Below are 22,154 nucleotides of genomic sequence, written 5' to 3' on the forward strand. Positions count from 1 at the left end.
AAATGCGTATTTAGCAAGGAATAATCAGTACAGTAATGGCGATTAAAAAACTGTTAGTCGCATCGCTGCTTTTGACAAGTAGCGTTGCGCATAGCGCGGAAAATAAATTTGTAGTTGATAACATTCGTTTTGAAGGTCTTCAGCGAGTCACTATGGGCGCAGCATTATTAAAAATGCCGGTTCGAGTGGGTGACACTGTTGATCCGCAGGATATTTCAACGCTGATCAAATCTCTTTATTCTTCCGGCAATTTTGAAGATATTAAGGTATATCGAGACGGTAATACGTTACTGGTCGATGTAAAAGAGCGTCCAACTATTGCAGATATTACCTTTGCAGGTAATAAAGCCATCAAAGATGAGCAGCTAAAAGAGAACCTTGAAGCATCAGGCTTACGTGTTGGTGAAGCACTAGATAGAACAACGTTATCTAAGATCGATAAAGGTCTAGAAGATTTCTATTACAGTGTTGGTAAATATAATGCCACTGTAGAAGCTGTTGTTACGCCTTTACCTCGTAATCGTGTTGATATTAAATTTGTATTTACTGAGGGTGTGTCCGCTAAAATCAAGCAGATTAATATTCTCGGTAATCATGTTTTCAGTGATGCTGATTTGATCAGTAAGTTCAAACTTAAGGACAGCGTGCCTTGGTGGGACTTTATGGCGAATGAGAAGTATCAAAAACAAGTATTGCAAGGCGATTTAGAAACATTACGCTCGCAATATTTAAATAATGGCTACTTAAAGTACCGCCTAGAATCAACGCATGTTGCTATTTCTCCTGATAAAAAAGGCGTGTACATTACTTTAAAAGTTCACGAAGGTGAGCAATACAAAGTTAAAAACGTTAAGTTCCAAGGTGACGTTGCTGGTCGTATTGCTGCGTTTGATAAGCTGGTAACGTTTAAACCTGATACTGTTTACAATGGCGCTGAAGTAACTGCGTTAGAAGAAGCGGTTAAGGCTGAACTAGGTAAAGCAGGTTATGCTTATCCTCAAGTAACTATTATGCCTGAGTTTGACGATGCAGCACATCAAGTGTCTTTGATTGTTAATGTTGAGCAAGGCAAGCGTGTATATGTACGTAACATTGAATTTAGTGGTAACAATACGACTAAAGATGAAGTATTGCGTCGTGAAATGCGTCAAATGGAAGGTACATGGCTTAACAGTAAATCAATTGATACAGGTAAGCAGCGTTTAAACCGTACTGGTTTCTTTGAAAATGTTGATGTTCAAACCGTGCGTGTTCCAGGGTCTGATGATCAAGTTGATGTTAAGTACAAGGTTAAGGAAGCTAACTCTGGTAGTGTGAACTTCGGTGTTGGTTACGGTACAGAATCAGGTATTAGTTTTCAGGCGGGTTTAACCCAGAAAAACTTCTTAGGTACTGGTAATTTATTTGGCATCAATGCGATGACGAATGATTACTCTAAGAATATTAGCCTTGAATACAAAGACCCGTACTTTACAATTAATAACGTTAGTCTTGGTGGAAAAGTTTACTACAACGAGTTTGAAGCATCTGATGCTAATATCTCGGATTATACCAATCAAAGTTATGGCGCAAGTTTAACTTGGGGTTTCCCATATAATGAATTGAACTACTTCGATTTTAGTCTCGGTTACGATCATAACAAGATCTCTAATATCCAAGATTACTATCAGATCCAGCAGTTTAAAAAGATTCATGGATTTGATGCCGATAGTGATAACGCGATTGAACTCGATGACTATAGCTGGACTATTGCATGGACGCGTAACAACTTAAACCGTGGTTATTTCCCTACTTCGGGTAATTACCAGAGTGCGTCATTTAAGATGACCATTCCAGGTTCTGATTCACAATACTTCAAGACGCAATATGATGTACGTCAATACATTCCATTAACGGAAAAACAAGACTACACCTTATTGCTACGTGGTAAGTTAGGTTACGGTAACGGTTACGGTAAAACAGACAATGGCAGCGATCAATTGATGCCATTCTATGAGAACTACTATGCGGGTGGTTTTACGACTATTCGAGGTTTCCGTTCTAACACTGTTGGTCCTAAAGCTGTTTATGGTACAGGTCAAGGTAATAACCAATCAGGTGTTGTTAGTGATGAGTCAACCGGTGGTAACGCGATTGCACTTGCGAGTATGGAATTGATTGTTCCGACCCCGTTTGCTTCTCAAGAAGTGAAAAATCAAGTACGTACTAGTTTCTTTGTTGACGCTGGTTCTGTGTGGGATACTGAATTCCACCCTAATTATACCAATGCAAGTTCATTACCTGACTATTCTGATCCAGGTATGATTCGAGCGTCTTACGGTGCTGCATTACAGTGGATGTCCCCAATGGGTCCACTTGTATTCTCGGTTGCTAAACCAATCAAGAAATATGAAGGGGATGATGAAGAGTTCTTCACATTCACCATTGGCCAGTCATTCTAATTTTAAGGAGAATCTTTTGAAACAGTGGATTAAAGCAGCAAGTTTAGGTTTAGTGATTTTATCTTCATCTATGTATGCTAATGCAGCAGAAGCAGCACAAAAAATTGGTTATGTGTCGACAGGTCAGGCAATGTCTGAGCTAGCAGCACGTTACAATGTACAAGAAAAACTGCAAAAAGAGTTTAGTGGCCGTGTGGCAGCTTTACGTTCGATTGAAGGTAAAATGAAGACCAAAATCGATAAATTGAAGCGTGATGGTGAGTTAATGACTCCCGAAAATCGTCAAAAGCTACAACGTGAGCTTGCGCAACTTGACTCTGATTACAAACTAAAAGCACAAGCACTTTCTGAAGATCAGCGCCGTCGTGGCATGGAAGAAGAGCAGAAGCTAGTTAAGAAAATCCGTACAGCTATCGACACTGTAGCGAAGAAAAATGGCTATAATGTTGTACTTGATGCACAAGCGGTATTGTTTGCAAGTAAGAGCGATGACTTATCATCTAAAGTTATTGCTGCCGTAAAGTAAAACAGTAGCTCTGTGGTAAACGTTGTAGCTGACAGGCTTAGCTACAACTTTTGATCTAACAGCCACCTTGTGTGGCTGTTGTTACAAGAGAGATAGAATAAAATGGCTGTAATTACTCTTGCTGAATTAGCGGATAAATTAGGTGCTGAGCTACATGGCGATGGCACAACTGAAGTTCACTCTATTGCTGCGATGGGCAAGGCTGCTACAGGGCAAATAACGTTCCTTTCTGATAGCAAGTACCGTCAACAGCTTAGTGAGTGTCAAGCGGATGCAGTAATGCTACGAGAAGCGGATGTTGAGTTTTTCAACGGCAATATGTTAGTTGTAAAAGACCCTTATCTTAGCTATGCATTAGTGGCTCAACTTCTAGATACGACTCCAGCTGCTGCAACCGATATTGCTGCTTCAGCCTATGTTGATCCAACCGTAACTCTTGGTAGTAATGTTGCTATTGGTCACAATGCAGTGATTGAAGCTGGCGTACAGTTGGGCGATAACGTTCAAATTGGTGCGGGCTGTTTTATTGGTAAAAATGCCATGATTGGTAATAACACCAAACTTTGGGCTAATGTAACTATTTATCATAATGTAGTACTAGGTGCTCACTGCTTAGTGCAGTCAAGCACTGTTATCGGTGCTGATGGTTTCGGCTATGCTAATGATAAAGGCGAGTGGGTTAAGATTCCACAGCTTGGTTCTGTACGCATTGGCGATCGCGTTGAAATTGGTGCGTGTACTACTATTGACCGTGGTGCATTAGAAGATACTATTATTGCTGATAACGTAATTATTGATAATCAAATGCAAATCGCTCATAACGTGCAGATCGGATATGGTACGGCGATGGCAGGTGGTACTATTGTTGCTGGCAGTACTACCATCGGTAAGTATTGTATTATTGGTGGCGCTTCTGTACTTAATGGTCATATTAAGATTGCTGATGGCGTAACAATCACTGGCATGGGAATGGTGATGCGTAGTATTGAAGAAAAAGGCATGTATTCTTCAGGTATTCCGCTGCAACCTAATAAAGAGTGGCGCCGAACAGCTACCCGGGTTCATCGTATTGATGATATGAATAAACGTCTCAAGGCGGTTGAAAAACAACTGGCTGCTAAAGACGAATAATTATTCATCAGTATTGATTGGCCTGCCTTTGTGTAGGCCATTTTCATTTTCATCGCATATTTTTTTAAATGTTTTTAAGACAGGAATTTAGTTTTGACGACCGAAAATAAGACGTTAAACATCACCGAAATTCAGGAACTTCTTCCTCACCGTTACCCATTTCTTATGATTGACCGTGTAACGAATTATGATGAAGGTAAAACCTTAACAGCCATCAAAAATGTTTCTGTCAATGAACCTCAGTTTACGGGTCATTTCCCTAAGATGCCGGTATTTCCTGGCGTATTGATTTTAGAAGCGATGGCACAAGCAACAGGTTTGTTAGCATTTAAAACCTTTGGTGCGCCAGAGGAAAACGAGCTGTACTACTTTGCAAGTATTGATAAAGCAAAGTTTCGTAAGCCAGTCGTTCCAGGCGATCAACTGATTCTAGAAGTTGAATTTATTAAAGAACGTCGTGGTATCGCGTTATTTAATGGTATCGCTAAAGTTGATGGCGAAACTGTGTGTTCAGCTGAACTTAAGTGTGCGAGACGAGTATTCTCATGATTCATGAAAGTGCGAAAATTCATCCATCTGCAGTAATTGAAGATGGAGTGATCATTGGCGCTAACGTTACTGTTGGCCCATTTACCTATATTGCAACAGGGGTTGAGATTGGTGAAGGCACTGAGGTGATGTCTCATGTCGTTATCAAAGGACCAACGGTTATCGGTAAAGATAATCGTATTTTCCCATTTGCTGTTGTTGGTGAAGAGTGTCAAGACAAGAAGTTTAGCGGTGAAGCGACACGCTTAGAAATCGGTGATCGTAATGTGATCCGTGAAAGTGTACAGATCCACCGTGGTACGACCCAAGATAAAGGTGTTACTGTTGTTGGTAACGACAACTTGCTGTGTGTGAATGCCCATATTGCCCATGATGTGGTTGTTGGCAATCATACTCATATTGGTAACAACTCTATTTTAGGTGGTCATGTCACTGTTGGTGATTATGCTGGCGTAATGGCGTTATCTGCTATTCATCCATTCTGTACAGTTGGTGCATATAGCTATATTGGCGGTTGTTCTGCGGTAGTACAAGATGTACCCCCCTATGTGTTAGCACAAGGTAACCACGCCAAGCCATTTGGACTAAATATTGTTGGTTTACAGCGTAACGGGTTTGAAAAACCAGAGTTACATGCTATTCGCCGTGCTTATAAAGAGATTTATCGTTCAGGTAAAACTTTGGCAGAAGTGAAGCCCGTACTCGCTGAAATGGCTAAAGATTGGCCGTCAGTTGGACGTTTTTCTGAATTACTCGATAATTCAGAACGCGGTATTATTCGCTAATGACGAAGCCTCTTCGAATAGCTATTGTCGCCGGAGAAATTTCTGGCGATATTTTAGGTGCCGGTTTTATTAAAGCCGTAAAAGCGCAATACCCCGATGCTGAATTTGTCGGTGTTGCGGGTCCTCGCATGCAAGCTCAAGGCTGTGAAGCGCTGTTTGATATGGAAGAGTTAGCTGTAATGGGGATCGTCGAGGTCCTTGGACGGCTACCGCGGTTATTTAAAGTTAAAGCTGAGTTAGTGCAATACTTTAGTGATAACCCTCCCGATGTCTTTGTGGGTATTGATGCGCCTGATTTTAATTTAAGGCTTGAAAAAGATTTAAAAGATCGTGGTATTAAAACCGTACATTATGTCAGCCCATCGGTATGGGCATGGCGTCAAAAACGGATCTTTAAAATTGAAGCAGCAACTAACTTAGTCTTGGCATTTTTGCCGTTTGAAAAAGCGTTTTACGATAAATTCAATGTACCGTGTCAGTTTGTGGGTCATACCATGGCAGATGCTATTCCATTGCAAACCGATCAAGCTGCTGCACGTGAATTACTTGGATTAGACCCGACAAAACGTTGGTTAGCTGTGCTACCTGGTAGTCGTGGCAGTGAAATGGCAATGCTTGCAGAGCCGTTTATTGAAACCTGCAAAAAACTTAAAGCGAAACATTCTGAGCTAGGTTTTGTGGTGGCGTTGGTTAATCAAAAACGCCGTGCTCAATTTGAACAAACATGGCAGCAGGTTGCACCTGAATTAGATTTTGTGTTAGTTGATGATACTGCCCGTAATGTGATGATTGCCGCTGATGCGGTATTATTAGCCTCAGGTACGGTGGCCTTAGAATGTATGCTTGTTAAGCGACCAATGGTTGTTGGCTATAAAGTGAAGCCATTAACTGCTTGGATAGCTAAGCGGATGTTAAAGACTAAGTATGTGTCGTTACCTAATATTATGGCTGATCGTGAATTAGTTACCGAGCTACTTCAGGAAGATTGTACCCCTGACAAGCTGTATCACGAAGTTGATAAAATCCTTTATGGCGATACCACAGCATTGATGGCGCAGTTTGAACAAATGCATAAAACCATTCGTTGTAATGCTGATGAGCAAGCGGCACAGGCTGTATTGGCATTAATCGATAAGGCATAGTTGTAATGGCTGAAAAGCAAGAATATCCTCCTTTTGTATATCCGCAAGCAGAGTGTATTGCGGGAGTAGATGAAGTTGGTCGTGGCCCATTAGTGGGTGCTGTAGTGACGGCGGCGGTGATTTTAGATCCTAATAATCCTATTGTTGGACTAACCGATTCTAAAAAGCTCAGTGAAAAAAAGCGTAATTTGTTGTTTGATGAAATTAAGCAAAAAGCACTAGCGTGGTCACTTGGCCGTTGTGAAGCTGATGAAATTGACCAGCTTAATATTCTACAAGCTACCATGGTTGCTATGCAGCGAGCAGTTGCTGGGCTTAACATTGAGCCTGATTTTGTATTGATTGATGGTAATAAAATTCCAGCATTACCGATGGCGGCACAAGCGGTAGTGAAAGGGGATTTACGGGTTGCAGAGATCAGTGCTGCGTCAATTATTGCTAAAGTTACTCGTGATAGGGAAATGGAAGCTCTTGATGCTGAATTTCCGCAGTATGGTTTTGCGAAGCACAAAGGTTATCCAACCAAAGCCCATTTTGCAGCATTAGAGCAATATGGTGCGATTGAACAACATCGAAAAAGTTTTAAACCAGTTAAGCGCGTATTGGGTCTTGATTAAGTAGCTCTGATTGCGTGATAAAAAGGCGAACCATTTGGTCTCGCCTTTTTTTATACGACGAATTGCTGCTCGATCGGGTATAATTTTTGTTAATTAAGTAATGTAATGAATTAGGTTGTCATGGCAGAACCACGTTTTATCCACCTTCGAGTTCATAGTGATTATTCAATGATCGATGGCTTGGCGAAAGTGAAACCTATCGTTAAGCGCGCTGCTGAACTTGGCATGCCAGCATTGGCTCTCACCGATTTCACTAACCTATGTGGTTTGGTGAAGTTTTATTTTGCTGCCCACGATGAGGGTATCAAGCCGATTATTGGTGCTGATTTTAAAGTACAAAGCCAAGAAATGGGCGATGAATTATTTGAACTCACCATTCTCGCTGCCAATAATGAAGGTTATAAAAACCTGACATTATTAATTTCAGAAGCTTATCAGCGTGGCCATGTTCAACATCAGCCTGTGATTGATAAAGAATGGCTCATTAAGCATCGTGAAGGGTTAATTATTTTATCTGGTGGTAGAACGGGAGATGTCGGGCGTGCATTACTAAAAGGCAATCAACAGCTAACGGATGCTTGTGTTGCTTTTTATCAAACTTATTTCCTAGACAACTATTATTTAGAGTTGGTGCGTACTGGCCGTATCGATGAAGATGCTTATCTTCATTTTGCAATTGAATTAGCAGAAAAATATGATTTACCGGTAGTTGCCACCAATGATGTGCGCTTGCTTCGTGCTGATCAATTTGATGCCCATGAGATTCGAGTTGCTATTCATGATGGCTACACCATGGTCGATCCTAATCGACCAAAGCTTTATAGTGATCAGCAGTATTTGCGCAGTGAAGATGAAATGTGTGAGCTGTTTGCCGATATTCCTGAGGCATTGCAAAACTCGGTAGAAATCGCTAAGCGGTGTAATGTTACTGTGCGTTTAGGGGAATATTTCCTGCCGAATTTCCCTACTGGTGACATGAGTATTGAAGACTTTTTGATCGCTAAATCTAAACAGGGACTTGAAGAGCGTTTAGCGTTTTTATTCCCTGATCCTGAAGTGCGTGCTCAGCGTCGCCCTGAATATGATGAACGTCTCGATATCGAATTAAAAGTAGTTAACCAAATGGGTTTCCCTGGTTACTTCTTGATTGTTATGGAGTTTATTCAGTGGTCAAAAGATAATGATGTGCCTGTAGGACCTGGTCGAGGGTCTGGTGCTGGTTCATTAGTGGCCTACGCGCTTAAAATCACCGATCTCGATCCGCTAGAATTTGACTTGCTTTTCGAACGATTCTTGAACCCTGAACGTGTATCGATGCCCGATTTCGATATCGATTTTTGTATGGATAAGCGTGATTTAGTGATCGATCACGTGGCTGAAATGTATGGTCGTGATGCGGTATCGCAGATCATTACCTTTGGTACCATGGCAGCTAAAGCAGTTATTCGTGATGTCGGTCGTGTGCTTGGACATCCGTATGGTTTTGTCGATCGCATTTCTAAATTAATTCCAGCAGAACCTGGAATGACATTGGAAAAAGCCTTTGAAGTTGAACCTCAATTAGGCCAATCGTATGAAGCCGACGAAGAAATTCGTGATCTGATTGATATGTGTCGCATTCTTGAAGGTGTAACGCGTAACGCAGGTAAACACGCAGGTGGTGTGGTAATTTCACCAACGACGATCACTGATTTTGCGCCATTATATTGTGATGCTGAAGGTAATAACCCCGTCACCCAATTTGATAAAAATGATGTAGAAACCGCAGGCTTAGTGAAGTTCGACTTCTTAGGTTTACGGACATTAACCATCATTGATTGGGCGTTAGCAATGATCAACCCTCGCCGTATTGAGCAAGGGTTAGAGCCGGTTAATATTGCTGCAATTCCGATGGCAGATAAAAAGTCATTTGATATGTTGCAACGCTCTGAATCAACTGCGGTATTCCAGCTCGAATCCCGTGGTATGAAGGATTTGATCAAACGTCTGCAACCTGACTGTTTTGAAGATATGATCGCTTTGGTGGCATTGTTCCGCCCAGGTCCGTTGCAATCAGGCATGGTAGATAACTTCATCGACCGTAAGCATGGCCGCGAAGCGGTATCTTACCCTGATGAAAAATGGCAACATGAGTCGTTAAAAGAAATTCTTGATCCCACTTACGGCATTATTCTGTATCAAGAACAGGTAATGCAGATCGCACAGGTACTGGCAGGCTACACCCTCGGTGGTGCCGACATGTTACGTCGTGCGATGGGTAAGAAAAAACCATCAGAAATGGCGAAACAGCGGGCTGTATTTGAGCAAGGTGCTATTGATAACGGTGTCGATGGCGAGTTATCGATGAAAATCTTTGACTTGGTAGAGAAATTTGCCGGTTATGGTTTTAACAAATCACACTCAGCTGCTTATGCGTTAGTGTCGTACCAAACCTTATGGCTTAAAGCCCATTATCCTGCTGAGTTTATGGCGGCGGTAATGACGGCAGATATGGATAATACCGATAAGATCATTAGTTTGGTTGATGAATGTCACCGCATGAAGCTAAAGTTGTTACCGCCGGATGTTAACAAAGGCCTGTATCGATTTAATGTCGATGAGGACGGTGCGGTTGTTTATGGTATTGGTGCGGTTAAAGGTGTTGGTGAAGGGCCGATTGAAAATATCATTAGTGCCCGTGAAAAAGACGGCCATTTTAAAGATTTATTTGATTTTTGTGCGCGTATTGATACTAAAAAGGTTAATAAACGTGTGCTTGAGAAGTTAATTAAATCGGGAGCATTAGATCGTTTAGGACCTAACCGAGCAGCAATGTTAGCGACCCTTGATGATGCAATTAAAGCAGCAAGTCAACATCATAAAGCAGAAGCATCAGGTCAAGAGGATTTGTTTGGTGTTTTAACCGCTGCACCTGAAGAAGTTGAACATGCTTATGCTAATATTGCAGAAGCGCCTGAAAGTGTTTGGCTTGAAGGTGAGCGTGAAACATTAGGATTATACTTAACGGGTCATCCGATTAATGCCTACATCTCAGAATTAAAGCATTACACTACTTGGCGTTTAAAAGATGCTCAGCAAACAGGGCGTGATAAAGTCGCTTCTGTTGCCGGGCTGGTTATTGCTGCTCGTGTTATGACCACTAAGCGTGGCAGCCGAATTGGTTTAATGACATTAGATGATCGTTCGGGCCGCATGGAAGTGATGTTATTCACCGATGCTCTCGATCGTTACATTGATTTGCTCGAAAAAGATAAAATAGTGGTCGTATCTGGACAGGTCAGCTTTGATGATTTCAATGGTGGCCTTAGAATGTCAGCACGTGAAGTACTCGATATTTCAGAAGCACGAGAAAAACATCTTCGTGGGGTCGCTATTTCAGTAACAGAAGAGCAAATCGACGAACAATTTTTTTCCCGTTTCAGCCAAGTGCTGGAACCGCATAGAGCAGGTACAGTGCCTGTACATATGTATTATCAGCGCTCGAATGCTCGGGCCAAGTTTACCCTAGGAACAGAGTGGCGCGTAACGCCTGCCGATAAATTATTATCGGATTTAAAAATGCTCTTAGGTGATAAGCAGGTCGAGCTTGAGTTTAATTAAGTTAGCTTATTATTTGTGGTAGGGTATAACAAAACCCTATCATTAAAATAAGCAAAAGGATTTTAAGTGGTATGAGCCTGAACTTCCTCGAGTTTGAACAGCCGATTGCAGAATTAGAAGCAAAGATTGAAGCACTACGTGATGTTTCACGTCGTGATGAATCTAATTCGGTTGATCTTGAAAAAGAAATTGAGCAACTAGAAAAGAAAAGCCTCGAATTAACTAAGAAAATCTTTGGTGATCTTGGTGCCTGGCAGGTTGCGCAACTCGCACGCCATCCTCAGCGCCCATATACTTTTGATTATGTAGAGCACATGTTCGAAGAGTTTGATGAATTAGCCGGTGATCGTGCTTTTGCTGACGATAAAGCGTTAGTTGGCGGTATTGCACGTATTGATGGTCGTCCAATTATGGTTATTGGTCATCAAAAAGGTCGCGGTACGACTGAAAAAGTTAAACGTAACTTTGGCATGCCAAAACCTGAAGGTTATCGTAAAGCGTTACGCCTCATGAAAATGGCTGAGCGTTTTAAAATGCCGGTTGTTACTTTTATCGATACTGCTGGTGCCTATCCTGGTGTCGGTGCAGAAGAACGTGGTCAATCAGAAGCGATTGCCGCTAACTTAAAAGCAATGGCCGGTCTTACTGTACCTGTTATTTGTAATGTGGTTGGTGAAGGTGGTTCTGGTGGTGCGTTAGCAATTGGTGTTGGTGATTGCGTTAACATGTTGCAATACTCTACTTATTCAGTTATTTCACCTGAAGGTTGCGCATCAATCTTATGGCGTGATGCTGATAAAGCCCCACAAGCTGCTGAAGCAATGGGACTTACAGCTCCACGTTTGAAAGAGCTTGAGTTGATCGATAATATTATCGAAGAACCATTGGGTGGTGCGCATCGTAATGTGCCATTAATGGCAAATACGTTAAAAGCCCAAATTAAAGCGACATTAGAAGAGTTAGATCAGCTTGATACTGAAGCACTACTTGAACGTCGTTACCAGCGTTTAATGAGCTACGGTTACTGTTAATCATTGTTGGTTATACGCCTAAAGAAGGTCAGCATGCATGCTGGCCTTTTTTTATATGTTTATATCAATCAGTGCTGTTTGTCGGTGTTGGTTAATGCATTGCTGGTATAGACTAGATAATCTGTTTTTTGAAGATATAAGCCGATGTTGTATTCTCATTTTTGTCATCAAATACTCGCCAATTCCCCCAAGACTAAACGGCTAGTGTTAGCGTTAAGTGGTGGGTTAGATTCACGGGTAATGCTGGATTTATTAGCTCGATTTATTAGTGATCATCGTGATTATTGCGCTCATGCTGTTTATGTTCATCATGGGCTTAGTACTAATGCTGATACGTGGGCTCAACAATGTGTTACTTGGGCTGCAAGCTGTGGTGTCAGTTGTAATATTGAACGAGTACAGTGTGTATTAGGTCGTGGGATCAGTGTTGAGCAAGCTGCTCGTGAGGCGCGTTATCAAGCATTAGCCAAGCATATTCAATGTGGCGATACATTGCTAACAGCACAACATGCTGATGATCAAATTGAAACAGTATTACTAGCATTAAAACGCGGTAGTGGTCCTGCGGGGTTGGCAGCAATGCCGGTGTTAACTACCTTTGCCGCCGGACAACATTTACGACCGTTACTAACGATTAGTCGTACAGAGATAGAAGCTTATGGCGCACAACATAAGTTGCAGTGGGTTGAAGATGAAAGTAATCAAGATCAGCGTTATGATCGCAATTTCATTCGCCATCAAATAACACCACTGCTCAACGATCGTTGGCCAGGTATACGTAAAGCTGTCACTCGAAGTGCACATTTATGCGGTGAACAAGAAGGTTTGTTAGAAGAGTTGCTGAGCTTTCATTTACACCAAGCTGTGCAAACCGATGGCAGTTTATTGATTACTGATAATATCAGTGCCCGTTTAGGAATGGCTTTGATTCGACAGTGGTTAAAACAACAAGCTGTGATTATGCCTTCACTGGCCCAGCTTGAACAAATTTGGTTTAACCTCGTACAGGCAAAAAATGATGCTAATCCGCAAGTGTGTTGGCAGCAATATCAATTACGTCGTTATCAACAGCAGTTGTATTTATTGCAACAATGGCCTGATATTAGTCATTGGCAGCAAACGTTGATCACCAATCAAGCATGTCAATTACCACAGGATCTCGGTCAGGTTTGTTTAAAAGAGACTCCCTTAGCAACTTTACGGCCTCCTAAAGCTGATGAATTAGTTTCAGTGAGATTTGATTACTCTGGCCCAGAAATAAAACCTCAAGGGCGCAGTGGTAAGCGCAAATTTAAAAAATTGCTCCAAGAGTATCAGGTGCCGAGTTGGTTGCGTCGGCGTACACCGATGTTATTTTATGGCGAGCAATTGGTTGCGATAGCTGGCGTGTTTGTGGTTGAAGAGTTTGTTGTCTCTGCGACAACAACGACGGCAGTCCAGTTTGAATGGCAGCGTTTATAAGCGCTGAGTTGATTGGAATTACCTTTAGCTATTAGGCTGCAGATGTTAATTTTTTTAACATATGCAGCTGTTAAATAAATATTTATTCAGATGGATATTCTTTTGTTGCTAAAATGTTCGATGCATATTATCGTACTAGTTCACTGATACATAGTAATGGCAATGAAGGATAGAATATGAGTAAACCATCGACACTTGGAGGTGCATGCATTATAGCGAGTGTATGCGTAGGCGCAGGTATGCTTGGATTACCAAGTGCTGGTGCTGGAGCATGGACATTATGGACAGTGCTTGCGATCTCAGTAACGATGGTAATGATGACATTATCTGGCTGGTTATTACTTGAAGCATTAAAGCATTATGAGTTTAAAGTTTCATTTAACACTATCACTAAAGATGTACTCAAAGGAAAAGTCAATTTAATCAATAACTTGTCATTGTATTTTGTTGGCGGTATTCTGCTTTATGCTTATATCTCTTCATCAGGTATGATTTTTGGCGGCTTACTTGATATCAATGCTAAATTGGCTTCGGTATTGTTTGTGATCGCTTCTTCTGTGTTTGTACTTCACTCAACCCGTGCCGTTGATCGCATTTCAGTTTTATTGATCTTATTTATGATCATCAGCTTTGTGATTGGCATTTCAGGCCTTGCTACCAATATCCAATTGCCTACTTTACTTGATAGTATCGATTCACAAGCTGACCTTTCTCCCTATGCACTGGCGATCTTGCCTGTTGCATTAACCTCTTTTGGGTATCATCACTCTGTAAGTACGATGCGTGATTATTACCGTGATGAAAATCGAGCTAAAAATGCCATTTTAGGCGGTACCTTAATAGCATTAACTTTTTATGTAATTTGGGTGGTATGTATTTTTGGTAATTTACCACGTACTCAATTTGGGCCGATTGTTGCAGCTGGTGGTAGTGTCGATGCTTTAATGACAGCTTTAGGTGGAGTGGTGAACTCTAACAGTGTTAAACAGGCACTTAATATTTTCTCAATTGCGGCAGTAGTGTCATCGTTTATAGGGGTTGGCTTAGGGGTATTTGATTACCTAGCTGATTTATTTGGTTTTGAAGACACTAAGCAAGGGCGTTTTAAAGCTTGGGGCGTTACTTTTATTCCACCATTAGTGTTTTCATTATTTGCTCCATTTGGTTTTGTGGCGGCAATTGGATTAGCAGGGGCTGCGGCAACGATTTGGACTTGCATTATTCCAGCATTATTAGCGAAAAAACTTCGACAACGTCAGCCTGAATTACAAGGATTTGTGGTACCTGGCGGTAATGTTACTGTGTACGCTGTGATGATATTTGGCGTATTAACTGCTTGTTTTCATCTATTAGCGATGGCGGATGTATTGCCTATATTAAAAGGATAATTGAGTCGCTAAACAGAATAGATCTTGTTTAATGGACATAAAAAAACGGCACTATAAGTGCCGTTTTTATTTATCTGTTATTGATGAGTATCCATTAACGAAACTGTTGCACTTCAGGTAAGAAATCAAATCCGCTCGTTGCTAATTTTGCGATTAATTGGTCACGGTTGATATCAAAGAATTTGACTAGATCATCAAGAGTATTAAATTCATCGCGAATTTTCATATTGACAATACTCATCAGCATCACAGTGTCCATGGTTTCAAATTTTGATAAATCCATCTCTTAATCCTCGTGATCGCTAATCAGTAGGTTGGCCGCAGCAAAAGCAGCTTGCTCTCGTACAGCGAGTGGTAGCTCAGTATTAGCAGCAATATCATCCAAGGTTTTAATTGCACACTTGATCGCGGTTGGAATATAGCCTTGATCACCGCTGCCGATTTGGGAGTAAGTAATTCGAATTAACTCGCAGCATTGATAAACTTGCATGGTCTTTCCTTTGCTAAAAATATTCACATAAGATCACAATAGAATGATCTTACGTGAAGATACTTAGGCTGTTATTGGGCTAAATATTAGCATAGCGTTAATCGAGATAAAAAACGTTTGTGATTATTTAGCTATAAAAAAAGCCGCCATAATCGGCAGCTTTTTAAAATAACAGGATTTTTAATTAAGCCATTTTTTGCTTAAGAAAGTCCATGATATCAGCAGCAATAACTGCTTCTTTAGTACCAGTACGACGGTTCTTATATTCCATCTCACCGTTTTCAAGGCTACGATCACCAATCACGATAGTGTGAGGAATACCGATTAGTTCCATATCAGAGAACATGACGCCTGGACGTTCTTTACGATCATCAAATAATACTTCGATACCCATTGCAGTAAGATCAGCATATAGCTTTTCTGCTGCTTCTTGAACGCGCTCTGATTTGTGCATGTTCATTGGTACGATTGCAACTTGGAAAGGCGCTAGTGCGTCAGGCCAGATAATGCCGTATTTATCGTTGTTTTGTTCGATAGCTGAGGCTACCACACGCGATACACCGATACCGTAACAACCCATCTCTAGGATAGAGCTTTTACCGTTTGAATCTAGAACGCTACAGTTCATCTTATCAGAGTAGGTGGTACCTAACTGGAAGATATGACCCACTTCGATACCACGTTTTAGCATTAGCGTACCTTGACCACATGGGCTTGGATCGCCTTCTACTACGTTACGTAGATCATCAACGCGACCTAGCTCAACGTCACGACCCCAGTTGATACCGAAGTTGTGTTTGCCATCGATATTCGCACCCGCAGCAAAGTCACTCATTACCGCAACACTGTGGTCAACGATAATAGGCAGATCTAGACCAACAGGACCTAGAGAACCCGCGCCTGCACCGATCAGTTCACGCATTTGTTCTTCGGTAGCCATCTCTAATGGAGCAGCAACTTCTGCCAGGTTTTCGGCTTTGATTTCGTTAAGCTCGTGATCACCACGAATGATTAATGCCACGATAGGCGCATCGATTTCATCAGACGCTTTAACGAATAGTGTCTTAACTGTTTTCTCGATAGCAATACCGTGTTGCTCAACTAATTCTGCGATAGTTTTCGCATTTGGTGTATCAACAACAGTCATTGCTTGCGTTGGCTCTGCACGCTCAACAGCTGGTGCAATTGCTTCGGCTTTTTCGATGTTAGCAGCGTAATCAGATTCAGTAGAGAATGCGATCAAATCTTCGCCACTTTCTGCTAGTACGTGGAACTCTTGCGAGCCATTACCACCGATAGCACCTGAGTCTGCTAATACTGGACGGTACTCAAGACCCATACGATCAAAGGCTTTACAGTAAGCTGCGTGCATTGTATCGAAAGACTTTTGTAAGCCGTCTTTATCGATATCAAAGCTGTAAGCATCCATCATGCAGAATTCACGTGCACGCATTACGCCAAAGCGAGGGCGGCGTTCATCGCGGAATTTAGTCTGGATTTGGTACAGGTTTAGCGGAAGTTGCTTGTAAGAGCTTACTTCGTTACGCACAAGGCTAGTGATAACCTCTTCTGCTGTAGGGCTAAGTACAAACGGACGCATATGACGGTCAGTAAAGCGCAGTAGTTCAGGCCCCATTTTTTCAGAGCGGCCTGTCTCTTCCCATAGTTCAAACGGTTGAACAACGGGCATCAACGTTTCGATTGCGCCCGCATTATCGATTTCTTGGCGAACGATGTTTTCGACTTTACGCAGAACACGTAGACCGGTAGGTAGCCAGGTGTATAGACCTGAGGCCAACTTACGGATCATACCTGCACGTAGCATTAGTTGATGACTAATGACTTCTGCGTCGTTTGGCGTCTCCTTCAGGGTAGAAAGAAGATATTTACTGGTACGCATTGATGGTATCCGTTATTGATAAAAGGAAAGAGAAGGAACTGATGTTCCACCCGTCAGTTTGATGACGATAGCCCGTTATATTACCAGCCTCGGCGCTATTCGCCAAAGATAACTGCATTGGAGCGATTATTGAACAAGAGGATCGATACTAATGACGCTAATGATAGGTTCTGTAACTGTAAACTGAACATTAAAATCAAATAAATTTACGGCATAGTGCTTGGTGTCTGTTTTGCCTTTTTTATACGCAGGGCGTGGATCTTGCGCTAGCACTTCAGTAATAACGGCCCGATGATAATCGGCTTGTTTACCGACTAATTGTTGTTGTGCCTGTGGTGTAAATTGTACTTCTAGTGTCGAGGGTTGGCTGGTAGCAAATCCACCTAACGCATCAGGCAAGCTGTCGGAGTAGGGAATATAAGGTTTAATATCAATAATTGGAGTGCCATCAACCAGATCTGCACCGGCAATATCAATAATGACTTGGCCGTTGTGATGACGAACGCCTTGTAACTTAACGGCTGACATGCCGATACCATTGGGACGAAAAGTAGCACGACTGGCAAATACACCAATGCGTTCATTACCACCAAGGCGAGGTGGACGTACCGTCGGCCGCCAACCTGCGTCTAAGTTTTGATCAAATAAAAACAGTAACCATACGTGGCTAAATTGTTCAATGCCTCGTACCGCGTCTAATGAATTAGCTTGATCTTGTAAAACAACTTCACAGCGAGCGCTAGGCACTAATCCTGGTTGACGAGGAACCGCGAATTTTTCTTTATAAGGAGAGTGAATAATACCGATAGGTTCAATGCTATAAGCCATCAAATTAAGCCAATTATAAGCTGAAAATAATTCTATAATATAACATAAAAAAAGAGCAGGCGATGAGGCCTACTCTTGATAGCAGTATAGCTAATCGTTGTGATTACCAGCCTTTAACGGCACCGCCATTGAAGATGGTTTGGGCTGAATTATAGACATCGTCTGATTGGTAAGCCTGAATGAACTTTTGGACATTTTCGGCTTTGACGTTGTCTTCACGCGCCACGATAATATTGACATAAGGTGATTGTTTATCTTCAACAAACACGCCGTCTTTTTCTGGGGTTAGATTTAAGCTACTCGCATAAGTAGTATTAATAATCGCTAAGGCAACATCATCTAATGAACGCGGCAGTTGTGCTGCTTCTAATTCAACGATTTTGAGGTTTTTAGGATTGTTAACAATATCTAATACCGTTGCCGTCAAACCCGCATCTGGTTTGAGAGTAATTAAACCTTGTTGCTGTAATAATAATAATGAACGGCCAAGGTTAGTCGGATCATTGGGAACCGAAATTTGATCGCCATCTTTTAATTCATCAACCGATTTAATTTTATTCGAGTAGCCTGCAATAGGGTAAACGAAGGTATTCCCAGCAATCGCAAATTTATAACCACGATCTTTAATTTGTTGCTCAAGATAAGGTTTGTGTTGAAAAGCGTTAGCGTCAATAGAGCCTTCAGCTAATGCAGCATTGGGTGACACGTAATCAGTAAAGGTGACTAATTCAACATCAAGTCCATATTTATCTTTGGCTTGTTTAGCTGCAACTTCTGCAACTTGTTCTTCTGCGCCAGCCATAACGCCAATTTTCACTTTATTGTTATCAACAACGGGTGTTTCTTGATCACTACAACCCGTCAGCGTGATAGCAGCAGCGACGCCAGCAATGGCAAAAAGATGTTTAAGATTGAACGCCATAGTATTTCTCCTTAAATGGGCTTTCCCTAATGATGTAATTATAAATAACGACTTGCGTTATTAGCGATGATCAACACGTTTAACTAAGTGATCACCAATAGATTGAATAAGTTGTACTAAAATAACTAACATGATGACGGTGATTGCCATAACTGTGCCATCAAAGCGTTGATAGCCGTAACGAATACCGACATCGCCTAAACCGCCGCCACCAACAGTGCCTGCCATTGCGGAATAACTGATTAAGGTTACTAAGGTAATAGTGACAGCATTAATAATTCCAGGTAGTGCCTCTGGTAGCAGTACTTTGGTAATGATCTGCATTGGGGTAGCGCCCATTGCTTGTGCAGCTTCAATTAATCCCGCAGGAATTTCTAGTAATGCTCCTTCAACGAGACGAGCAATAAAAGGAATCGCACCCACCGTCAGTGGCACAATAGCAGCAGCTGTTCCGATTGAACTGCCAACTACAAACCGAGTAAAAGGAATAATCGCGACTAATAAAATAATGAAAGGGATCGAACGGCCGATATTGACCACAATGCCAAGTACTTTATTTAAAATTGGGTTTTGCCATAAACCATTTTTCTTAGTTAGGTGCAGTGCAACGCCAAGTGGAATACCGATGAGAAAACCAATCAAACCTGAAACTAACACCATGGTTAATGTTTGTCCCAGCGCATCGATAAGTAATTCAGTGAGGCGTTGATTGCTCTGCCACCATGTTGTTATTGAATCAAGCGACATAACCTAGCACCTCAACATTTAATTTATGATCACGTAAAAAAGTAATTGCATCATCAATAGCGGTTTGAGTACCAAAGAACTCCGCTAGCATCAGCCCAAATTTAACCCCGCCGGCATAATCCATATCAGAACTTAGAATACTGATGTCTAGGTTAAATTCACGTGCCACTTGGCTAATTAAAGGTGCATCCACAGAGTCACCAGTAAATTCGAGTCGAATTAATGGGTAGCTTCCCTTTATAGGAGTTGGGGTCATGCGTAATTGATAATCTTCAGGGATAGATAAATCTAATGTTGAGCGAATAAATGCTTTCGCTAACTCTGTTTTAGGGTGTGCAAAAATATCGCCGACTAGGCCTTGTTCAACCAACTCACCATCACCGATGATCGCAACTTGATGACAAATACGTTTAACTACATCCATTTCATGAGTGATTAATAAAATAGTTAAATTAAGTTGCTGATTAATCTTACGTAATAAAGTTAGGATTGATTGTGTTGTTGCTGGATCGAGGGCGCTGGTGGCCTCATCACATAGGAGTACTTTTGGATCAGAAGCTAAAGCGCGTGCAATAGCCACCCGTTGTTTTTGACCACCACTTAAATTTGAAGGGTAACTATTACGTTTATCTTCTAAACCTACGAGTGATAGCAATTCAGTCACTTTAGTCTTTATTGCTTGTTCTGAAGCGCCAGCAAGTTCTAACGGTAATGCAATATTGGCAAATACGGTGCGAGACGAGAGTAAATTAAAATGTTGGAAAATCATGCCAATTTTACGACGAGCTAAGGTTAAGTCTCTGGATGCTAGCTGTGTTAAATCAATACCATCAACGATGACATTACCTGAGGTTGGCTTTTCTAATAAATTCACACAACGGATTAGGGTGCTTTTCCCTGCTCCTGATGAACCAATCACGCCAAAAATCGTTCCTTGTTCAATGGTGAGATTAATATCTTTTAGCGCATTTATCGCTTTCTCACCTTGATAGAACACTTTGTTGACTTGCTTTATTTCTATCATTGAACTTCCTGATTCTTAGATGAAATGATTATATGAGAGTGATGTTATATTGCATTTATTGTTAAATATTAGTTATTGTAGTTAAATCATCTTAACCACTGTTAAACTGATGCTATGGTGAATCGGTTTTTAAGTCAATAGCTATTTTTACGTCTAGACGTCTAAATGGATATTATGATTTATAATATCGTCTGCTGTAATCATGATCATCTTCACAAGCGTGATAACTAATACTTTTCGATGTCAACTCGTGACATAATCAGCATAATATCTAATTTTTGAGGGCTTTCTTGTGGCCAAACCTGCTGTCTTTATTGATCGTGATGGCGTAATAAACGTTGATCGTGGCTATGTACATACTGTTGATGATTTTGAATACATTGATGGTGTTTTTGGTGCATGTAAAAAATTCAAAGAAATGGGTTACTTACTTGTTTTAGTCACTAATCAATCAGGCATTGCTCGTGGTTTCTTTAGTGAAGACGAGTTTATTACTTTGACGGAATGGATGGATTGGAATTTCGAAGATCAAGGTATTGAACTTGATGGTATTTATTATTGCCCACACCATGCAACAGAGGGTAAGGGTGAATATTTACAAGATTGTGATTGCCGTAAACCTAATCCAGGTATGTTGCTATCAGCTGAGAGTCATTTAGATATTGATATGTCAAAATCTGTGATGATTGGCGATAAAGCGGATGACATGAAAGCAGCAATAGCTGCTGGTGTCGCTTTAAAAGTGTTAGTACGTACAGGTAAAGCGATTACTGAAGAAGGTGAAGCTTTAGCTGATGCTGTTTTTGACGGCATTAAAAATGTTCCAATATGGCTAGCAGAACAAGCATAATTGTAACGCTATATAAAGAGCAGTAGTTATACTGCTGCTCCTATAATTGTAGTGATAGCTAATAATATCAGTAAGACTGATAATTTATTAAGGCTACTATATATAGTGTACAACTCACTACGACTACAATCTTCCCACCTTAGTTTTACCTTCAAAATCACCTCTTAAATACTATTGATCTTTTTAGATAGAGTCATCAATCCGTAAATTTAAATATAATGATGTTTAATAGTTAACTATTTTCACTGGTAGTGAAGCAATTCGTTCATCAATTATTGTTAAACATGGTTGAAAAATAGATAAAACAACCACGGTTGCTTTAAAAATAATCAGTTGATTGAATTGGTGTAAAAAAACTATTGTCAGCATCAAAAATCTCCCTATAATGCGACCTCACTGACACGGACAACGGCGCAAGCGGTTACCGAAAGTCAGTACGTTCTTTAACAATTTGACCATGCAATCTGTGTGGGCACTCACTGAATAGTTAAGTCGAAAGATTTATCAATAAACTGAGTGACCAAAACAAAATGACGCAAGTTATTTTGGCACAGTTATTTAATTATCATTTTTTAAATGATAAAAAGCTTTAATTTACATTCTTTATTTATAAAGAAAAGGTATTTAAAGTCAGTATTTATTGAGCCGGTCGAAAGACCAACAAAACTTTAATTGAAGAGTTTGATCATGGCTCAGATTGAACGCTGGCGGCAGGCCTAACA

At 41.0% G+C, this 22,154-nt stretch carries 20 protein-coding genes; 12 read left to right on the forward strand and 8 right to left on the reverse strand.

Annotation, left to right across the window (positions count from 1 at the left end; genetic code table 11):
* Positions 1-35: 35 nt before the first annotated feature.
* The 11 genes from bamA (at position 36) to C0W29_RS20535 (ending at position 14,671) form a co-directional block, all read left to right on the forward strand.
* The gene (gene bamA, locus C0W29_RS20485) at positions 36-2,441 is read left to right on the forward strand and encodes an outer membrane protein assembly factor BamA (RefSeq protein ID WP_045043503.1); all 2,406 of its coding nucleotides are present in this window, start codon (positions 36-38) and stop codon (positions 2,439-2,441) included.
* A gap of 16 nt (positions 2,442-2,457) precedes the next feature.
* Positions 2,458-2,967: an OmpH/Skp family outer membrane protein gene (locus tag C0W29_RS20490; RefSeq protein WP_036793424.1), complete on the forward strand. Its 510-nt coding sequence runs from the start codon at positions 2,458-2,460 to the stop codon at positions 2,965-2,967.
* A gap of 102 nt (positions 2,968-3,069) precedes the next feature.
* Entirely contained in the window at positions 3,070-4,098 is a 1,029-nt protein-coding gene (gene lpxD, locus C0W29_RS20495) for a UDP-3-O-(3-hydroxymyristoyl)glucosamine N-acyltransferase (RefSeq protein WP_045043504.1), read from the forward strand.
* Between the two features lie 93 nt (positions 4,099-4,191).
* Positions 4,192-4,647, forward strand: a complete 456-nt coding sequence (fabZ, locus tag C0W29_RS20500) for a 3-hydroxyacyl-ACP dehydratase FabZ (protein WP_036793428.1) — start codon at positions 4,192-4,194, stop codon at positions 4,645-4,647.
* Positions 4,644-5,432, forward strand: a complete 789-nt coding sequence (lpxA, locus tag C0W29_RS20505) for an acyl-ACP--UDP-N-acetylglucosamine O-acyltransferase (RefSeq protein ID WP_045043505.1) — start codon at positions 4,644-4,646, stop codon at positions 5,430-5,432. Before fabZ ends, lpxA begins: the two co-directional genes overlap by 4 nt.
* A complete protein-coding gene (gene lpxB, locus C0W29_RS20510) occupies positions 5,432-6,574 on the forward strand; it encodes a lipid-A-disaccharide synthase (protein ID WP_045043506.1) in 1,143 nt (380 codons plus the stop codon). The genes lpxA and lpxB overlap by 1 nt, the downstream gene beginning before the upstream one ends.
* Before the next feature lie 5 nt (positions 6,575-6,579).
* Positions 6,580-7,191, forward strand: coding sequence for a ribonuclease HII (rnhB, locus tag C0W29_RS20515; RefSeq protein WP_045045787.1), 612 nt, complete (start codon positions 6,580-6,582; stop codon positions 7,189-7,191).
* Positions 7,192-7,311: 120 nt separating this feature from the next.
* Positions 7,312-10,791: a DNA polymerase III subunit alpha gene (gene dnaE, locus C0W29_RS20520; RefSeq protein ID WP_045045788.1), complete on the forward strand. Its 3,480-nt coding sequence runs from the start codon at positions 7,312-7,314 to the stop codon at positions 10,789-10,791.
* Between the two features lie 71 nt (positions 10,792-10,862).
* Positions 10,863-11,822: an acetyl-CoA carboxylase carboxyl transferase subunit alpha gene (accA, locus tag C0W29_RS20525; protein WP_036793438.1), complete on the forward strand. Its 960-nt coding sequence runs from the start codon at positions 10,863-10,865 to the stop codon at positions 11,820-11,822.
* A gap of 144 nt (positions 11,823-11,966) precedes the next feature.
* The gene (tilS, locus tag C0W29_RS20530; protein WP_045043508.1) at positions 11,967-13,283 is read left to right on the forward strand and encodes a tRNA lysidine(34) synthetase TilS; all 1,317 of its coding nucleotides are present in this window, start codon (positions 11,967-11,969) and stop codon (positions 13,281-13,283) included.
* Positions 13,284-13,459: 176 nt separating this feature from the next.
* Positions 13,460-14,671: an aromatic amino acid transporter gene (locus C0W29_RS20535; protein WP_045043509.1), complete on the forward strand. Its 1,212-nt coding sequence runs from the start codon at positions 13,460-13,462 to the stop codon at positions 14,669-14,671.
* Between the two features lie 94 nt (positions 14,672-14,765).
* On the opposite strand, the gene C0W29_RS20540 is transcribed toward C0W29_RS20535, so the two are convergent.
* The 7 genes from C0W29_RS20540 to metN form a co-directional block, all read right to left on the reverse strand.
* Complete coding sequence (locus C0W29_RS20540) at positions 14,766-14,954, reverse strand: DUF4250 domain-containing protein (RefSeq protein ID WP_045043510.1); 189 nt, start codon at positions 14,952-14,954, stop codon at positions 14,766-14,768.
* 3 nt (positions 14,955-14,957) lie between these two features.
* Positions 14,958-15,161, reverse strand: a complete 204-nt coding sequence (locus C0W29_RS20545) for a YaeP family protein (protein ID WP_036793444.1) — start codon at positions 15,159-15,161, stop codon at positions 14,958-14,960.
* A gap of 184 nt (positions 15,162-15,345) precedes the next feature.
* Complete coding sequence (locus C0W29_RS20550) at positions 15,346-17,061, reverse strand: proline--tRNA ligase (protein ID WP_045043511.1); 1,716 nt, start codon at positions 17,059-17,061, stop codon at positions 15,346-15,348.
* 126 nt (positions 17,062-17,187) lie between these two features.
* Positions 17,188-17,889 carry a tRNA (N6-threonylcarbamoyladenosine(37)-N6)-methyltransferase TrmO gene (gene tsaA, locus C0W29_RS20555; protein ID WP_036793446.1) on the reverse strand — a complete coding sequence of 234 codons (702 nt, stop codon included), beginning with the start codon at positions 17,887-17,889 and terminating at the stop codon, positions 17,188-17,190.
* Positions 17,890-17,992: 103 nt separating this feature from the next.
* Positions 17,993-18,811, reverse strand: coding sequence for a MetQ/NlpA family lipoprotein (locus C0W29_RS20560; protein WP_045045789.1), 819 nt, complete (start codon positions 18,809-18,811; stop codon positions 17,993-17,995).
* Positions 18,812-18,871: 60 nt separating this feature from the next.
* A complete protein-coding gene (locus C0W29_RS20565) occupies positions 18,872-19,558 on the reverse strand; it encodes a methionine ABC transporter permease (RefSeq protein WP_036793449.1) in 687 nt (228 codons plus the stop codon).
* Positions 19,548-20,582 (reverse strand): methionine ABC transporter ATP-binding protein MetN, encoded by a 1,035-nt coding sequence (gene metN, locus C0W29_RS20570; RefSeq protein ID WP_045043513.1) that lies wholly within the window; start codon positions 20,580-20,582, stop codon positions 19,548-19,550. Before metN ends, C0W29_RS20565 begins: the two co-directional genes overlap by 11 nt.
* A 292-nt stretch (positions 20,583-20,874) precedes the next feature.
* Between metN and gmhB the strand changes: the two genes are divergently transcribed.
* Positions 20,875-21,432: a D-glycero-beta-D-manno-heptose 1,7-bisphosphate 7-phosphatase gene (gene gmhB, locus C0W29_RS20575; protein ID WP_036793453.1), complete on the forward strand. Its 558-nt coding sequence runs from the start codon at positions 20,875-20,877 to the stop codon at positions 21,430-21,432.
* 225 nt (positions 21,433-21,657) lie between these two features.
* Here gmhB and C0W29_RS21690 read toward each other — a convergent pair whose 3' ends face one another.
* Positions 21,658-21,801: a hypothetical protein gene (locus C0W29_RS21690; protein WP_155395138.1), complete on the reverse strand. Its 144-nt coding sequence runs from the start codon at positions 21,799-21,801 to the stop codon at positions 21,658-21,660.
* Between the last annotated feature and the right edge of the window lie 353 nt (positions 21,802-22,154).

This window comes from Photobacterium kishitanii, assembly GCF_003026355.1.
Lineage (GTDB): Bacteria > Pseudomonadota > Gammaproteobacteria > Enterobacterales > Vibrionaceae > Photobacterium > Photobacterium kishitanii.

Bases quoted from the DNA above. Each gene is read 5' to 3' on its own strand.
- bamA (WP_045043503.1), top strand. From the start codon at position 36: ATGGCGATTAAAAAACTGTTAGTCGCATCGCTGCTTTTGACAAGTAGC.
- lpxD (WP_045043504.1), top strand. From the start codon at position 3,070: ATGGCTGTAATTACTCTTGCTGAATTAGCGGATAAATTAGGTGCTGAG.
- lpxA (WP_045043505.1), top strand. From the start codon at position 4,644: ATGATTCATGAAAGTGCGAAAATTCATCCATCTGCAGTAATTGAAGAT.
- lpxB (WP_045043506.1), top strand. From the start codon at position 5,432: ATGACGAAGCCTCTTCGAATAGCTATTGTCGCCGGAGAAATTTCTGGC.
- rnhB (WP_045045787.1), top strand. From the start codon at position 6,580: ATGGCTGAAAAGCAAGAATATCCTCCTTTTGTATATCCGCAAGCAGAG.
- dnaE (WP_045045788.1), top strand. From the start codon at position 7,312: ATGGCAGAACCACGTTTTATCCACCTTCGAGTTCATAGTGATTATTCA.
- accA (WP_036793438.1), top strand. From the start codon at position 10,863: ATGAGCCTGAACTTCCTCGAGTTTGAACAGCCGATTGCAGAATTAGAA.
- tilS (WP_045043508.1), top strand. From the start codon at position 11,967: ATGTTGTATTCTCATTTTTGTCATCAAATACTCGCCAATTCCCCCAAG.
- C0W29_RS20535 (WP_045043509.1), top strand. From the start codon at position 13,460: ATGAGTAAACCATCGACACTTGGAGGTGCATGCATTATAGCGAGTGTA.
- C0W29_RS20540 (WP_045043510.1), bottom strand. From the start codon at position 14,954: ATGGATTTATCAAAATTTGAAACCATGGACACTGTGATGCTGATGAGT.
- C0W29_RS20545 (WP_036793444.1), bottom strand. From the start codon at position 15,161: ATGCAAGTTTATCAATGCTGCGAGTTAATTCGAATTACTTACTCCCAA.
- C0W29_RS20550 (WP_045043511.1), bottom strand. From the start codon at position 17,061: ATGCGTACCAGTAAATATCTTCTTTCTACCCTGAAGGAGACGCCAAAC.
- tsaA (WP_036793446.1), bottom strand. From the start codon at position 17,889: ATGGCTTATAGCATTGAACCTATCGGTATTATTCACTCTCCTTATAAA.
- C0W29_RS20560 (WP_045045789.1), bottom strand. From the start codon at position 18,811: ATGGCGTTCAATCTTAAACATCTTTTTGCCATTGCTGGCGTCGCTGCT.
- C0W29_RS20565 (WP_036793449.1), bottom strand. From the start codon at position 19,558: ATGTCGCTTGATTCAATAACAACATGGTGGCAGAGCAATCAACGCCTC.
- metN (WP_045043513.1), bottom strand. From the start codon at position 20,582: ATGATAGAAATAAAGCAAGTCAACAAAGTGTTCTATCAAGGTGAGAAA.
- C0W29_RS21690 (WP_155395138.1), bottom strand. From the start codon at position 21,801: ATGCTGACAATAGTTTTTTTACACCAATTCAATCAACTGATTATTTTT.